The organism is Stutzerimonas sp. 21-1 (assembly GCF_056336065.1).
Window position 1 is genome coordinate 179438 of record NZ_CM150500.1, and the last position, 15039, is coordinate 194476.

The window sequence follows — 15039 nt, forward strand, 5'->3', positions numbered from 1 at the left end:
GACGGGTTGCTGCATGCGTTAAGCGCACTGCGGCCGCCGACGCTATTCGCCGGCGGCCGCAGCGGTGCGGCGGGGGCCTTACTTGCGCTCGTTGATCTCGCGGTACCAGGCCCGATGATGCTTGCGCGCCCAGGCACGGCTGACCGTGCCGTAGAGCATGGCGCCCATCGAGCCCTTCAGCCAGATCGCGGCGTAGATGTGCACGATGATGCTGACGATCAGCACGAACGCGGCTGCGGCGTGCAGCAGGCTCGCCCAGCGCAGCGTGACGATGCCGAACGCGCCGGCAAAGTACTCCCGCCAGATGACGATGCCGCTGAGCAGCAGCACCAGCATGCAGACGATCAGCGTCCAGAACAGCAGCTTCTGCCCGGCGTTGTAGCGCCCCACTTCTGGCAGCCGGTCTTCGCGGTTGTTCACCACGTCGCCGATCTGCCGCAGCCACTGGCGATCGCGCGGCTCGATGCGGTTGTGCCCGGCAAAGCGCAGCGCCAGCACCAGGAACAGCACGAACATCGCCACGCCGATGAACGGATGCAGGATGCGTGTCCAGGTGCCGCCGCCGAACAGCCCGGAAAGGCCGAACAGCGCCGGATGGAACAGCGCCAGCCCCGACAGTGCGGCGAGCACGAAGAGGATGGCGACGGCCCAGTGATTGGATCGCTGGGACGGTGTGTAGCGTTCGATTTGGTTATTCATAGCTGGCTCCTTGAGCATTCGGCAGCCCCGGGAAAGACGGCCCTGCGCACAGGGCCGCATTCGTCAGGGACGAGGCTCCTTCGGATCGACCACATGCACCGTCGGATCGACCTTGTGCACGACCGGTTCGCTGAGTTCGCCCTCGGAGTCCTCCTCGACGCGCACCGGACCGACACGCGTGTAATGGAAGAATCCGGCCAGCACCGCCGCGCCCATGCCGAGCAAGGCCAGCGGCTTGGTGATGCCTTTCCACAGGCTGACCAGCGGACTGATGGTCGGCTCGTTGGGCAGGGCGCTGTACAACGACGGCTGGTCGGCGTGGTGCAGCACGTACATCACGTGCGTACCGCCCACGCCGTCCGGGTCGTACAGGCCGGCCTGGTCGAAGCCACGCTCCTTCAGGTCGGCGATTCGTCCGGCGGCATGTTCCTTCATATCTTCCTTGCTGCCGAAGACGATGGCGCCGGTCGGACAGGTCTTCACGCAGGCCGGCTCCAGCCCGACCGAAACCCGGTCGGAGCACAGCGTGCACTTGTAGGCCTTCTTGTCCTTCTCGGAGATGCGCGGGATGTTGAACGGACAGCCAGTGATGCAGTAGCCGCAGCCGATGCACTTCTCCTGGTTGAAGTCGACGATGCCGTTGGCGTACTGCACGATCGCGCCGGGACTCGGGCATGCCTTGAGGCAGCCCGGCTCGGCACAGTGCATGCAGCCGTCCTTGCGGATCAGCCATTCGAGGTTGCCGCTGTCCGGGTTCTCGTACTCGGCGAACTTCATCACCGTCCAGGATTCGGCGGTGAGGTCGATCGGGTTGTCGTAGGTCCCGGCGCTGGTGCCGACCTCGTCACGCAGGTCGTTCCACTCCGAACAGGCAACCTGGCAGGCCTTGCAGCCAATGCACTTGGAGGTGTCGATCAGCTTGGCCACTTCGCCGATCTCGCGGATCGACGGCCGCTCGGTGGTCGTGGCGGAGCGGGCAATCACGTCTTGAGTAGCCATCATGCCTTCTCCACGTTGACCAGGAACGACTTGAACTCCGGCGTCTGGGTGTTCGCGTCACCGACGAACGGCGTGAGCGTATTGGTCAGGTAGCCGTTGCGCGCCAGCCCGGCGAAGCCCCAGTGCAGCGGGATGCCGATGTGGTGCACGGTCTTGCCGTCCACGGTCAGCGGCTTGATGCGCTTGGTCACCACCGCAACCGCCTTGATGTAGCCGCGGTTGGACGACACCTTGACCCGCTCGCCGGCGGCGATGCCCAGTTCCTTGGCCAGCACTTCGCCAATCTCGACGAACTGCTCGGGCTGGGTGATCGCATTGAGTCGGCAATGCTTGGTCCAGAAGTGGAAGTGCTCGGTCAGACGATAGGTGGTCGCCGCATAGGGGAATTCCTCCGCGGTGCCGAACAGCTCCATGTCGTTCTTGAACACCCGCGCGGCCGGGTTGCTGATGGCCTGCGCATTGTCCGGGTGCATGGGGTTGCGCCCGATCGGTGTTTCGAACGGCTCGTAGTGCTCGGGGAATGGCCCCTCGTTCATCTTGTCCACGGCGAACAGTCGTGCCACGCCTTCCGGGTTCATGATGAACGGGTTCATGCCGGCTTCCGGCGGCGAGTCGACCTTGAAGTCGGGCACGTCGGTGCCGCCCCAGCTCTTGCCGTTCCACCACACCAGGCGCTTCTTCTCCGGATCCCACGGCTTGCCGGAAACGTCGGCCGAGGCGCGGTTGTAGAGGATGCGCCGGTTGGCCGGCCACGCCCAGGCCCAGCCGAGGGTCTGGCCCATGCCATACGGGTCGGCGTTGTCGCGGCGGGCCATCTGGTTGCCGGCCTGGGTCCAGGCGCCGCACCAGATCCAGCAGCCGCTGGCGGTCGAGCCGTCGGCGCGCAGCTGACCGAAACCGGCCAGTTGTTCGCCGGCCTTGGCCAGCACCGCGCCGGTCGCCGGATCGGTCACGTCGGCCAGCGCCTTGCCGCTGAACTCGCGGGCGATTTCCTCGCTGCTCGGCTCGTCGGGGCGCAGATATGGCCAGTCGATGTTGAGCAGCGGTTCGGCGTAGGCGCCGCCTTCCTTGCGATACATCTCGCGCAGACGATGGAACAGGCCGCCCATGATCATCACGTCGGTTCTGGCCTGTGCCGGCGGCTCGGCCGCTTTCCAGTGCCATTGCAGCCAGCGCCCGCTGTTGACCAGCGAGCCGTCTTCCTCGGCGAAGCAGGTGGTCGGCAGACGGAATACCGTGGTCTGGATGCTGGCGGTGTCGACGTCGTTGAACTCGCCGGCATTGCGCCAGAATTCGCTGGTCTCGGTGACCAGCGGGTCCATGATCACGAGGAACTTCAGCTTCGCCAGCGCCGCGCTGACCTTGGCCTTGTTGGGGAACGAGGCGATCGGGTTGAAGCCCTGGCAGAAGTAACCGTTGACCTGGCCCTGGTACATCATGTCGAAGTACTTGAGCACGTCGTAGCCGGGGATATCCAGCTTCGGCAGCCAGTCGTAGCCCCAGTTGTTCTCGGCCGTGGCGTTGTCGCCGTACCAGGACTTCATCAGGCTGACGTGGAACTTCTCGTAGTTCTGCCAGTACGACAGCTGGCCGGGGCGGATCGGCTTGGCGGTGCGCTTGGTGATGTACGCCGCGTAGTCCTGCTCCGCATCCTGGGGCAGGGTGAGGTAGCCCGGCAGCAGGTTGGACAGCAGGCCGAGGTCGGTCAGGCCCTGGATGTTGGAGTGACCGCGCAGGGCGTTCATGCCGCCGCCCGGCATGCCGATGTTGCCCAGCAGCAGCTGCACCATCGCACCGGTACGGATCATCTGCGAGCCGATCGAGTGCTGCGTCCAGCCCAGGGCGTACATGATGGTCATCGCCTTGCCGGGTGCGGATGTCTCGGCAATGGTTTCCCAGACCTTCAGCATCTTGTCCTGCGGCGTGCCACAGATGTTGCTGACCACGTCCGGCGTGTAGCGGCTGTAGTGCTGCTTGAGCAGCTGGAACACGCAACGCGGGTGCTGCAGCGTCGGATCGACCTTGGCGAAGCCTTGTTCGTCCAGCTCGTAGCCCCAAGACGATTTGTCCGGGTAGCTGCGCTTGTCGGCGTCATAGCCGTTGAACAGACCGTTCTCGAAGCCGAAGCCTTCTTTGACGATGAACGAGACGTCCGTGTAGTTGCGCACGTACTCGTGCTGGATCTTGTCGTTCTCCAGCAGGTAGTTGATCAGGCCGCCGAGGAAGGCGATGTCGGTACCGGTACGGATCGGCGCATAGAAATCGGCCACCGAGGCCGAACGGGTGAAGCGCGGATCGACCACCACCAGCCGGGCCTTGTTGTGGGCCTTGGCTTCGGTCACCCATTTGAACCCGCACGGATGCGCTTCGGCGGCATTGCCGCCCATGATCAGGACCAGGTCCGCATTCTTGATGTCGGACCAGTGGTTGGTCATGGCGCCACGGCCAAACGTCGGGGCAAGACTTGCCACCGTCGGGCCGTGTCAGACACGTGCTTGGTTGTCGAATGCCAGAATGCCGAGTGAGCGAACTACCTTGTGGGTGATGTAGCCGGCCTCGTTGGACGATGCCGAGGCGGCGAGGAATCCGGTGGTCAGCCAGCGGTTGACGGTCTGGCCTTTGTCGTTGCGTTCGACGAAGTTGGCGTCGCGATCTTCCTTCACCAGCTTGGCGATGCGGTCGAGGGCTTCGTCCCACTCGATGCGCTTCCACTCGTTGCTGCCGGCTTCGCGTACTTCCGGGTATTGCAGACGGTTCGGGCTGTGGACGAAGTCCAGCAGGCCGGCGCCTTTCGGGCAGAGCGTGCCGCGGTTGACCGGATGGTCCGCGTCGCCCTCGATGTGGATGATGTTCTGGGAGACGTTCTTGCCGCCGCTGCCCTGGCTGTACATGATCAGGCCGCAGCCGACCGAGCAGTAAGGACAGGTGTTACGGGTTTCCCGAGTGTTGGTCAGCTTGAAATGCCGAATCGACTCGGCATAAGCCGTTGGTGGCGCCATCCCCAACGCCGCCAAGCTCGACGCCCCAAGGCCTACACCGCAGACCTTGAAGAACTGTCGACGATTCATATCCATCGTGGTTCTCCTTCTCATCAGGCTGGAACGCTGATGCATTGCCAGCGTCTGTTAAGCATCTTAGCCAAACTTAAAAAAAATGGGGGTTAATGCAGCGTTTCGTTGCGCGACTTGGGCAACGGGCGCCCCGCTCGTGGTGCTCTCGGCGACGGACGGGCGACCCTCGGGCCTGGCCGTTCAGCTCTCGTCCGCTTCGGCGAGCTGCTTTTTCCACCCCCGCGGCGAGAGCCCGGTTTGCGCTCTGAACGCGCGGGAGAGCGCGGCTTCGCTGCCGTAGCCAACCTCGGTGGCGATCATCTTCAGAGGGCGTCCGCGGCGTAGGGCTTTCTGCGTCAGCCGCACGCGCCAGCCCTGCAGGTACTGTCCCGGCGTGACACCGACCGTCTCGCGGAAGTTTGTGGCGAACACGCTGCGCGACATCCCGGCCACGCCGGCAAGCTCTTCAAGCGTCCATTCCTTCGCCGGCGTCTCATGCATCGCCACCAGTGCATTGCGCAGGCGGGGATGCGCCAGCCCGGACAGCAGCCCGCCGTTCACTTCGCCGCTTTCCATCAACTGGCGCAGGACCTGAATCATCACCACCTCGAGCAGGCGCTCGACCAGCGCCACCCGTCCGCAGCGCTGTTCGAAGGCTTCCTCGAACAGCAGCGAAAGCACCGGCTCGGCACCCCATACCTGGTCCAGCGGCAGGCAGACCAGATCGGCCAGCGCCGAGGCAATCGGGTTACTGGTGCCGCCCTCGAACGCCAGGTTCGCGCAGACCATGTCCACCTCACAGCCGGGCGCGGTGATGAAACGGTGGGTCAGCGGCCGCGGGAACAACAGCAGGCTCGATTGCGTGACGTGCAGCGTCTCCCGGCCGTAGCGGACCTCCACCTCGCCGTGGCGCACCAAATGCAGCTGACCGTGTACGCCATCGCTCTGCAGCGAGTTGATGCCGCACAGCGGACCGGTGTTGAACACCTGGGCGCGCATCGGGAAGTGCGTCATCAGCGCGGCTAGCCGATCGGCCATCTTCGTACTCCTGATCAAGTTATACGGATTTTACGTCACCAATAGTTCTTCGTGGTGAGCAGAATAGTTCTCACCGGGCAACAACGCCCTAGCCAACCCGCAAACAGGAACCGAAGCCATGTCCATCGAGAAGATCCTCTATACCGCTACTGCCACCGCCACCGGCGGCCGCGAAGGCCGCGCCACTTCGTCCGACCAGGCGCTCGACGTGCAGCTGTCGACGCCGCGTGAGCTGGGCGGCGCCGGTGGTGCCGGGACCAATCCGGAGCAGCTGTTCGCCGCCGGTTACTCGGCCTGCTTTCTCGGCGCGCTGAAGTTCGTTGCCGGCAAGCAGAAGGTCAGCCTGCCGGTCGACACCCGCGTCACCGGCAAGGTCGGCATCGGCCAGATTCCCACCGGCTTCGGCATCGAGGTCGAGCTGACCATCAGCGCGCCCGGCATCGCCCGTGACGTGCTGCAGACCCTGGTCGAGCAGGCTCACGTGGTCTGCCCCTACTCCAACGCTACCCGCGGAAATATCGATGTGTCGCTGATCATCGCCGACTGAGCCTGACCGACCACCCTTTCGAACCGGAGACCCATGCCATGAACCTCATCAGCCGCACCTTCGCCACCAGTCTGCTGGCCCTCGCGCTGCAACCTGCCTTTGCGGCCCAGGCCGCACAACCGGCGAAGCCCGCCGACACCGCCGTCGCCGCGCAGGCCGCCAGCACCATCACCACCGCCGATGGCGTGCAGCTCTACTACAAGGACTGGGGGCCGAAGGACGGCCCGGTGGTCACCTTCAGCCACGGCTGGCCACTCAGCTCGGATAGCTGGGAGTCGCAGATGCTGTTTCTTGCCTCGCAGGGCTATCGCGTGGTCGCCCATGACCGCCGCGGTCACGGGCGTTCCAGCCAGCCGTGGGAAGGCAACGACATGGACCACTACGCCGACGACCTGGCCGCGGTGATCGAAGCGCTCGACCTGAAGGATGTCACCCTGGTGGGCTTTTCCACCGGTGGCGGCGAGGTGGCGCGCTACATTGGCCGCCACGGCACCGGGCGGGTGAAGAAGGCCGTGCTGGTCAGCGCCGTGCCGCCGATGATGCTGAAGACGGCGGATAACCCGGGCGGGCTGCCGCTGGACGTCTTCGACGGCATCCGCAAGGCCTCGCTGGAAGATCGTGCGCAGCTGTACCTCGATCTCGCCTCCGGTCCGTTCTACGGCTTCAACCGTCCGGGCGCCAAGGTTTCCCAGGGGCTGATCGACAACTGGCGGGCGCAGGGCATGCAGGCCGGGCACAAGAACACCTACGACTCCATCGCGGCGTTTTCGGCCACCGATTTTCGCGGCGACCTGAAGAAGTTCGATGTGCCAACGCTGGTGATCCACGGCGATGATGACCAGATCGTGCCGCTGGAGAGCTCCGGCAAGGCGTCCGCCGCGCTGATAAAGGACGCGCAGCTGATCGTCTATCCCGGCGCGCCACATGGCCTGACCGACACTCACAAGGAGCGCTTCAACCAGGACCTGCTGAACTTCCTCCGGAAATGATCGGAATGTGTCGTTGCGCCGGCCGCGGTTCGCTCCGCGGCCGGTTTTTTATGCTGCTGCAAAAGTGGTCGTGCCGATGGCGAGGCAGAAACGAAAAACCCCGCCAGCGGGCGGGGTCGTTCGTGGCCTGTCCGGAGGCAGGCCGGTGTGGATTCCGGAAGGGTGCCGATCAGGCGTTCTGGCGGATACCGGCCACCAGCCAGGGCTGGTTTTCACCCTGGGCACGTTCCATGCGCCAGCTTTCGCTGAACGCTTCGCCCTGGTCGAAACGCGAGGTCTTGGCCACACCGCTGAAGGTCAGGGTCGCGGTGGTCTTCTCGGCATTGTCGTCGACACCGTCGAGCTGGATCTGCAGATCGTCGATGTAGGTCGACTGATAGGCATCACCGATCTCGGCGCGCTCCTGCTTGAGGAAGCCCAGCAGTTGCGGGGTGACGAACTCGGCGATCTTGTCCATCTCGTTGGCATCCCAGTGCTGCTGCAGCGCCAGGAAGTGCTCGCGGGCCGCGGCGACGAAGTTCTGCTCGTTGAACCAGGCCGGCGCGTTGATCACCGGCGCGGCGGCAACCGGAGCCGCACTGCCACCGAAGATCGAGGCCGGCTGCTGCGGCATCTCGCGCTGCATCGGCGCATGACCAGCCATGGCCGGCTGCTGCTGGCGGCGACGGGCGGCGAGGAAGCGGAACAGCAGGAACGCGATCACGCCGAAGATCAGGATATCCATGAACTGGATGCCCTCGAAGCCGTCGCCCATGAACATCGAGGCGAGCAGACCGCCGGCGGCGAGACCGGCCAGCGGGCCGAGCCAGCGCGAAGCACCGCTGGGTGCCGCGGCGGTCTTGCCGGCCTGGGTCGGCGCCGCCTGGGTCTGCTGGGGCGCCTGGCGCGTCTGATGGCTGGGCGCCGAGCCGAAGCTCTTGCCGCCGCCGAAGCGCTTGGCCGCCGTGGCGTCGAGCGCGAAGGTCAGGCTGATACACAGCGCCATGAAAATGCTAAGCACACGTTGCATTGAGTGTTCCCGCTATGAAATGAGGAGGTACGCGCGCCATCCTGCCGAGCTGGGCAGGTGTTGGCGAGGGGTAGAATGTTACCGGCTTTTGCGTGCGGCGGTTCGTCGCGCCGTGCCGTGCCGCGCCGCAGGTGCGGCCGGCCGGCGGGGTTGGCTCAGCGCCAGTCGTAGAGTTCCTTTTCGGAAATCGCGTGCATCGCTTCGGCCTGCGCCTGGAAGGCTTTCATCGAGGCCCAGATGCGGCCGTTCAGCTCGCTCTGCGCCGCCAGCTCGCCGAGCACCTGCTCGGACTCGTTGCGCATGGCTTGCAGCACCTCGTCCGGGAAGCGCTTGAGTATCACGCCCTGCTGCTTGAGCTGATCGAGCGCCAGCGCGTTGTGATAGGTGTAGTCGTCGAGCATGTCGCGGCTGGCGGCGCGGGTCGCTTCGGTGAGGATCGCCTGCAGGTCCGCTGGCAGCTCGTCGAAGGCTTTCTGGTTGACCAGCAGTTCCAGCACCGCCTGCGGCTCCTGCCAGCCGGGGTAATAGTAGTAGCGCGCCGCCTTGTGCAGGCCGAAGGCCAGGTCGTTGTAGGGGCTGACCCAGTCGGTGGCGTCGATGGCGCCGGTCTGCAGCGCGGTGAACACCTCGCCGCCGGGCAGGTTGACGCTGGTCGCGCCGAGGCGCGTAAGGACTTCGCCGCCGAGGCCCGGCATGCGGATCTTCAGACCGCGCAGGTCGTCCAGCGTGTTGATTTCCTTGTTGAACCAGCCACCCATCTGCATCCCGCTGTTGCCAACCACCATCGGCAGCACGCCGAACGGTGCGTAGGCTTCTTCCCAGAGCGCCTGTCCACCACCCTTGCTGAGCCAGGCGTTCATCTCGATGGCGGAAAGGCCGAACGGCACCGAGGTGAAGAACTGCGCCGTCGGCACCTTGCCTTTCCAGTAGTAGGAGGCGCCGTGACCCAGCGCGGCGGTGCCCCGCGAGACGGCGTCGAAGACCTCCAGCGCCGGTACCAGCTCACCGGCGGCATAGACCTTGATGGTCAGGCGGCCGCCGCTCATGGTGGTGACGCGTTCGGCCAGGCGCTCGGCCGAGGTGCCCAGGCCCGGGTAGTTCTTCGGCCAGGCGGTGACCATCTTCCACTGATAGGTCTTGGCCGGTTCGCTGGCGGACTGGCCCGTGGCCGGCGCCTGCTCGTCCTTGCAGCCGGTAAGGAACAGGCCGGCGAGCAGGGCGGCGGCACCGAACAGATGGCGGCGTTTCATGGGGTGTGGAGGTCCTTGGTTCTGGTGGAAATCTGGCTCAGAGCGCTTCGAGCTTGGCGTAGCTGAGCATCAGCCACTTGCTGCCTTCATCCTCGAAATTCACCTGCACCCGCGCCTGGGCGCCGGAGCCCTCGAAGTTGAGGATGGTGCCCTCGCCGAACAGTGCATGGCGCACGCGCTGACCGAGGTTGAACGGAGTGTCCGGTACACCGGCACCGTCGAACAGCGAGCCGCCGCCCATGCTCTTGCCGCTGAACGAGCGCGTCACGGTGTTGCTCAGGCGCACTTCCTGAATCAGCGCCGGTGGAATCTCGCGGACGAAGCGCGAGATCTTGTTGTAGGTCTCGCTGCCGTACAGCCGACGGGTCTCGGCGTAGGTGATGACCAGCTGCTGCATGGCGCGGGTGATGCCGACATAGGCCAGGCGGCGTTCCTCTTCCAGACGGCCAGCTTCTTCCAGGCTCATCTTGTGCGGGAACAGCCCTTCCTCCATGCCGACCAGGAACACCAGCGGGAACTCCAGGCCCTTGGCGCTGTGCAGCGTCATCAGCTGCACACTGTCCTCATGCTCGCCGGCCTGCTGTTCGCCGGCTTCCAGCGAGGCGTGGTCGAGGAAGGCGGCCAGCGGTGACTGGACGTCGTCCTCTTCTTCGCTGTAGTTGTCGAAAGCGCGCGCGGCGGAGACCAGTTCCTCGAGGTTTTCCACCCGCGCCTGGGCCTTCTCGCCCTTTTCGTCACGGTGATAGGCGAGCAACCCGGACTGTTCGATGACCAGCTGCGCCATGCTGTGCAGCTGCATGCCCTCGACCTTCAGCGCCAGGGTGTCGATCAGCTCGACGAAGCCGTTCAGCGCACTGGCGGCGCGGCCCGAGACGAGCTTGGTACCGACCGCCTGATGCAGCGCGGCCCACAGCGACAGTTCCTGCTCGCGCGCCAGCTGACGCAGCGCCTCGACGGTCTTCTCGCCGATGCCGCGCGCCGGCAGGTTGATCACCCGCTCCAGTGCCGCGTCGTTGTGGCGTGTCTGGATCAGGCGCAGGTAAGCCATCGCGTTCTTGATCTCGGCGCGCTCGAAGAAGCGCTGACCGCCGTAGATGCGGTAGGGAATCTTCTCGCGCAGCAACGCCTCTTCCAGCACGCGCGACTGGGCGTTGGAGCGGTAGAGGATGGCGATCTCGCTGCGGCTCAGGCCGTCGCGGATGGCCTTTTCGATGCTCTCGACCACGTAGCGCGCTTCGTCGTGCTCGTTGAAGGCGGCGTACAGGCTGATCGGCTCGCCTTCGCAACCCTCGGTCCACAGCTCCTTGCCCAGACGGCCCTGGTTGTTGGCGATGAGTGCGTTGGCGGCCTTGAGAATGCAGGCTGTAGAGCGGTAGTTCTGCTCCAGGCGGATGGTCTCGGCGTCGGGGAAATCCTGGCTGAACTGCTGCAGGTTCTCGATCCGCGCGCCGCGCCAGCCGTAGATCGACTGGTCGTCGTCGCCGACCACCATCAGGCTCTCGCCGCCGCGGGCCAGGAGGCGCAACCAGGCGTACTGCACGGCGTTGGTGTCCTGGAACTCGTCCACCAGCACGTGACGGAAGCGCCGCTGGTAGTGCTCCAGCAGGCCCGGATGATTGCGCCAGAGGTCGAGGGCACGCAGCAGCAGCTCGGAGAAGTCGATCACCCCGGCGCGGGCGCAGGCCTGCTCGTAGGCTTCGTAGATCTTCAGCTGGGTGGCGAGGAACAGGTCGCCGCCGGCCTGGATGTTCTGCGGGCGCAGGCCTTCGTCCTTCTGCGCGTTGATCCACCACTGCGCCTGGCGCGCCGGCCAGCGCTGTTCGTCCAGGCCCAGCTCGCGGATCACCCGCTTGACCAGCCGTTGCTGATCGTCGGAGTCGAGAATCTGGAAATTCTGCTGCAGGTTCGCTTCCTGCCAGTGGGCGCGCAGCAGGCGGTGCGCCAGGCCGTGGAAGGTGCCGACCCACAGGCCCTGCGGGTTGACGTGCAGCAGCTGCTCGATGCGCTGGCGCATCTCCGCGGCGGCCTTGTTGGTGAAGGTCACCGAGAGGATCGAGTGCAGCGAGGCGTGTTCGACCTGGTGCAGCCAGGCGATACGGTGCACCAGGACGCGGGTCTTGCCCGAGCCGGCGCCGGCCAGTACCAGTTGACGCCCCAGCGGCGCGGCCACGGCCTGGCGCTGGGCATCGTTGAGGGAATTCAGGAGGAGAGAGAGATCGTCATGCATCGCGGCATTCTATGGGAAATGCCCGCGCTGCGCTCGCCCGGCGGTCCTGGCCGGCAGTCGGGCATCGAGCGGAGGCCCCGCTTCGCGCTAATGGCTGATTGACAGCCTTACCGTCGGTCAGCCAGCGTTCCGATCGTCATAAATTTGCCAATTCGGATAGGTCTTCGCGATAGCAACGTGCCATTATCGGTCGCTTCCAACCGCCGTCGACCACTTCGGGGATCATTACAAGAACAACAGCCATGACCGATTCCGTTCGCGCCCTTGACGCCTTCTCTGCCAGCGATGTCACCAGCGCTGACCTCAGACTGCCCGTTCGCCACGAGGGCGTCGAACGCACTCGCTTGCTGTATCGCGGCTCGCGCATTCCCGCGCTGCTCTCGCTGGTCGCGAGCGTGGCGTGCGTGCTGCTGCTGTGGCCCGAACGTGGCGGTATCGAGCTGGGCGCCTGGTTCATCTGGATGGTCGTGCTCGGGTTGCTGTGGCTGCGGCACGTCAACGCCTTCAGCCAGGCCACCGGCAGCGAGCAGGCGGCGCCGTCGTGGTATCGCTGCTTCCTGCTCGGCAGCGCGGCTTCGGCGCTCAGCCTGGGTTATGCGATGGTCGCGCTGGTGCCTCCGGCCGACTTTCTCCAGCAGGCGCTGCTCTACGGTCTGATCGGTTCGGTGGTGGTGGTCGCCAGCGTCGCCTACGGCGTCAGCCTGCCGGCCTTTCTCAGTTTCGCCGTGCCCTGCCTGCTGCCCTCCGGGCTGTACATGCTCACCACCGCGGATCCGCAGCAACAGGGTTGGGGTCTGCTGGCGCTGATCGTGCTGGCGACCCTCAGCCTGATCGCCTGGCAGATCAGCCGGATTGTCGGCGACGGTCTGGCGCAACGTCTGCACAAACTGGTGCTGATCGAGCGACTGGGCAGCGCGGCACGCCGTGCCGAGCAGCTGAACGCCGAGCTGGCGCGCGAAGTGGAACAGCGCCGCGCCGCCGAGCGGCAGCTACGGCGTGCCTACGACGGCCTGGAGCAACGGGTCGCCGAGCGCACCGCCGAACTCGCCCGGGTGGCTGACGAACTGCGGCAGAGCGAAGCGCGCCTGAGCCTGGCGCTGGAAGCCAGCGAGCTGGGCCTGTGGGACTGGGACCTGACGCAGGGCAAGGTGCATTACTCGCGCCTTGAGGTGTCCTTCGAGCTGGACGCCCGCCAGCGGCCGGACGCCGAGGGGCGACCGCTGCCCGATCTGCATCCGGACGATCTGCCCGGCGTGCGCGCCAAGCTGATCGCGCACCTCAAGGGCGAGACCGAGCTGTACGCCGTCGAATACCGCGCGCTGCGCGCCGATGGCAGCCACCTGTGGGTCGAGGATCGCGGGAGGGTAATCAGTCGCGACGCCGACGGACGCGCGCTGCGCATGCTCGGCACGCGACGCGATGTCAGCGATCTGCGTCGCCAGGCCGAACAGCAGCGACTGGCGGCCACGGTATTCGAGGCGGCAGGCGAGGGCATGGTGATCATGGATTCGCGCTTCCGCATCCTGGCGATCAACGATGCCTGCTGCGCGCTGTCCGGCTTCAGCCGCGAGGAGCTGCTCGGACGCAGTGCCGCACGGCTGGCCGGTTCGGCGGAATCGCAACGGCGCTACGCGGCGATGCGCGAGGCCCTGCAGCGCGACGGCAGCTGGCAGGGCGAGCTGCTGGAGGTGCGCAAGAACGGCGAGGTCTACCCGCAGTGGCTCCAGCTGCGCGAGGTGCGCGATGCGCTGGGCGGTACCTCTCATGTGGTCGGTTTCCTTTCCGACCTGACCGTGCGCCGCCAGGCCGAAGAGCGCCTGCGCTACCTGATGCATTACGACAACCTGACCGGGCTGGCCAACCGCAGCCTGCTCAAGGAGCGCCTGCGCGCCGCCTGTCTGCGCGCGCAGCAGAGCGGTCGCACGCTGGCGGTGCTGTACATCGATCTGGATCGCTTCAAGAACCTCAACGAAAGCCTCGGCCACGAGGCGGCGGATCGCCTGCTCGGCGAGATGTCGCGGCGCATCAGTCAGACCCTGGCCGAGGCCGATACCATTGCGCGGCTCTCCGGTGACGAATTCGTCGTGCTGCTGGAGGGCTACGGCAGCCTGTCGAGCCTCGCCCATCTGGGCAGCCGCCTGCTGACACGCGTGCGCAAACCGGTGACGGTCGCGGGGGAGGAGCTGGTGATCAGCGCCTCCATCGGCGTCAGCCTGATGCCGGACAACAGCCGCGATGCTGTGACCCTGCTGCGCCAGGCCAGCCGTGCGATGCAGCAGGCCAAGCATCTGGGCGGCAACACGCTGCAGTTCTTCACCGAGCGTGCACAGCGAGCGACCATCGATTACCTGCAAATGGAGAATCAACTGCGCAAGGCGCTCGTCGAGGGTCAGCTGGAGGTGTTCTATCAGCCGCGACTGACCCTGCTCGACGATCGTCTGGAAGCCGCCGAGGCGCTGGTGCGCTGGCGCCATCCCCAGCAGGGGCTGGTGGCGCCGGCGCAGTTCATCCCGCTGGCGGAGGAAACCGGGCTGATCATCCCGCTCGGCGAGTTCGTGCTGCGTGAGGCCTGCCGGCAGGCGCGCGAATGGCAGCGCTCCGGCCTGGCGGACATTCGCATCTCGGTCAACCTCTCCGTCAAGCAGCTGCGCCAGGGCAACTTCGTCAGTCTGGTGCGCCAGGTGCTGGAAGAAACCGGGCTGCCGGCGTCGATGCTCGAGCTGGAGCTGACCGAGAGCCAGCTGCTCGACGATATCGACAATGCCATCAACATCAGCCGGCAGCTGCGTGCGCTGGGCATCAAGTTGGCGATCGACGATTTCGGCACAGGCTATTCCTCACTCAGCTACCTCAAGCGCTTCCCGGTGGATTACGTGAAGATCGATCGCACTTTCATTTGTGAGCTGGAGCATTCGGCCGAGGACGCCGCGATCGTGCGCGCAATCATCGCGATGGCGCACAACCTGGAACTGCAGGTGGTGGCCGAGGGCGTGGAAACCCAGGCGCAGATGGATTTTCTCAAGGACCAGCGCTGCGATGAAATCCAGGGCTACCTCGTCAGTCGCCCGGTGCCCGCCGCCCAGCTTGCCGAACTGCTGGGTTAGCCGACGGCGAAAATCGCCTAGGTTTTGCGCGGCAAGAAGCGTGATTCCGGTCATGCGGTCGTCCCGCCATCATTGAATCGGGCATCGAGGTCGTTCAACCTTCGGCCTTCGCCTGACTCAAGGATGG

The 15039-nt window shown here is 65.6% G+C and carries 10 protein-coding genes; 3 read left to right on the forward strand and 7 right to left on the reverse strand.

Features of this window, described 5'->3' with window-relative positions; all coding sequences use genetic code 11:
* Positions 1 to 78 precede the first annotated feature (78 nt).
* From AC0ZJQ_RS00870 to AC0ZJQ_RS00885, 4 genes are all read right to left on the reverse strand, one after another.
* Positions 79 to 699 (reverse strand): formate dehydrogenase subunit gamma, encoded by a 621-nt coding sequence (locus AC0ZJQ_RS00870; protein WP_008567270.1) that lies wholly within the window; start codon positions 697 to 699, stop codon positions 79 to 81.
* Between the two features lie 63 nt (positions 700 to 762).
* The gene (gene fdxH, locus AC0ZJQ_RS00875; RefSeq protein WP_476477790.1) at positions 763 to 1698 is read right to left on the reverse strand and encodes a formate dehydrogenase subunit beta; all 936 of its coding nucleotides are present in this window, start codon (positions 1696 to 1698) and stop codon (positions 763 to 765) included.
* Entirely contained in the window at positions 1698 to 4772 is a 3075-nt protein-coding gene (gene fdnG, locus AC0ZJQ_RS00880) for a formate dehydrogenase-N subunit alpha (RefSeq protein ID WP_165594134.1), read from the reverse strand. Before fdnG ends, fdxH begins: the two co-directional genes overlap by 1 nt.
* 177 nt (positions 4773 to 4949) lie before the next feature.
* The gene (locus AC0ZJQ_RS00885) at positions 4950 to 5786 is read right to left on the reverse strand and encodes an AraC family transcriptional regulator (protein WP_008567274.1); all 837 of its coding nucleotides are present in this window, start codon (positions 5784 to 5786) and stop codon (positions 4950 to 4952) included.
* Positions 5787 to 5904: 118 nt separating this feature from the next.
* Here AC0ZJQ_RS00885 and AC0ZJQ_RS00890 point away from each other — a divergent pair, with 118 nt between their 5' ends.
* Positions 5905 to 6333: an organic hydroperoxide resistance protein gene (locus tag AC0ZJQ_RS00890; RefSeq protein ID WP_476477207.1), complete on the forward strand. Its 429-nt coding sequence runs from the start codon at positions 5905 to 5907 to the stop codon at positions 6331 to 6333.
* 38 nt (positions 6334 to 6371) lie between these two features.
* Positions 6372 to 7322, forward strand: a complete 951-nt coding sequence (locus tag AC0ZJQ_RS00895) for an alpha/beta fold hydrolase (RefSeq protein WP_476477208.1) — start codon at positions 6372 to 6374, stop codon at positions 7320 to 7322.
* Positions 7323 to 7491: 169 nt separating this feature from the next.
* On the opposite strand, the gene AC0ZJQ_RS00900 is transcribed toward AC0ZJQ_RS00895, so the two are convergent.
* The 3 genes from AC0ZJQ_RS00900 to uvrD all read right to left on the reverse strand — a co-directional run bounded on the left by AC0ZJQ_RS00900 (position 7492) and on the right by uvrD (position 11808).
* Positions 7492 to 8331 carry a Tim44 domain-containing protein gene (locus AC0ZJQ_RS00900; RefSeq protein WP_008567278.1) on the reverse strand — a complete coding sequence of 280 codons (840 nt, stop codon included), beginning with the start codon at positions 8329 to 8331 and terminating at the stop codon, positions 7492 to 7494.
* A gap of 155 nt (positions 8332 to 8486) precedes the next feature.
* Positions 8487 to 9581 (reverse strand): TRAP transporter substrate-binding protein, encoded by a 1095-nt coding sequence (locus AC0ZJQ_RS00905; protein WP_476477209.1) that lies wholly within the window; start codon positions 9579 to 9581, stop codon positions 8487 to 8489.
* A gap of 37 nt (positions 9582 to 9618) precedes the next feature.
* A complete protein-coding gene (gene uvrD / locus AC0ZJQ_RS00910; protein WP_155551251.1) occupies positions 9619 to 11808 on the reverse strand; it encodes a DNA helicase II in 2190 nt (729 codons plus the stop codon).
* A 242-nt stretch (positions 11809 to 12050) separates the two neighbouring features.
* Here uvrD and AC0ZJQ_RS00915 point away from each other — a divergent pair, with 242 nt between their 5' ends.
* Positions 12051 to 14912, forward strand: a complete 2862-nt coding sequence (locus AC0ZJQ_RS00915) for a putative bifunctional diguanylate cyclase/phosphodiesterase (RefSeq protein ID WP_008567282.1) — start codon at positions 12051 to 12053, stop codon at positions 14910 to 14912.
* The last annotated feature ends 127 nt before the right edge of the window (positions 14913 to 15039 follow it).

Bases quoted from the DNA above. Each gene is read 5' to 3' on its own strand.
- AC0ZJQ_RS00900 (WP_008567278.1), bottom strand. From the start codon at position 8,331: ATGCAACGTGTGCTTAGCATTTTCATGGCGCTGTGTATCAGCCTGACC.
- fdxH (WP_476477790.1), bottom strand. From the start codon at position 1,698: ATGGCTACTCAAGACGTGATTGCCCGCTCCGCCACGACCACCGAGCGG.
- AC0ZJQ_RS00885 (WP_008567274.1), bottom strand. From the start codon at position 5,786: ATGGCCGATCGGCTAGCCGCGCTGATGACGCACTTCCCGATGCGCGCC.
- AC0ZJQ_RS00905 (WP_476477209.1), bottom strand. From the start codon at position 9,581: ATGAAACGCCGCCATCTGTTCGGTGCCGCCGCCCTGCTCGCCGGCCTG.
- uvrD (WP_155551251.1), bottom strand. From the start codon at position 11,808: ATGCATGACGATCTCTCTCTCCTCCTGAATTCCCTCAACGATGCCCAG.
- AC0ZJQ_RS00870 (WP_008567270.1), bottom strand. From the start codon at position 699: ATGAATAACCAAATCGAACGCTACACACCGTCCCAGCGATCCAATCAC.
- AC0ZJQ_RS00890 (WP_476477207.1), top strand. From the start codon at position 5,905: ATGTCCATCGAGAAGATCCTCTATACCGCTACTGCCACCGCCACCGGC.
- AC0ZJQ_RS00895 (WP_476477208.1), top strand. From the start codon at position 6,372: ATGAACCTCATCAGCCGCACCTTCGCCACCAGTCTGCTGGCCCTCGCG.
- AC0ZJQ_RS00915 (WP_008567282.1), top strand. From the start codon at position 12,051: ATGACCGATTCCGTTCGCGCCCTTGACGCCTTCTCTGCCAGCGATGTC.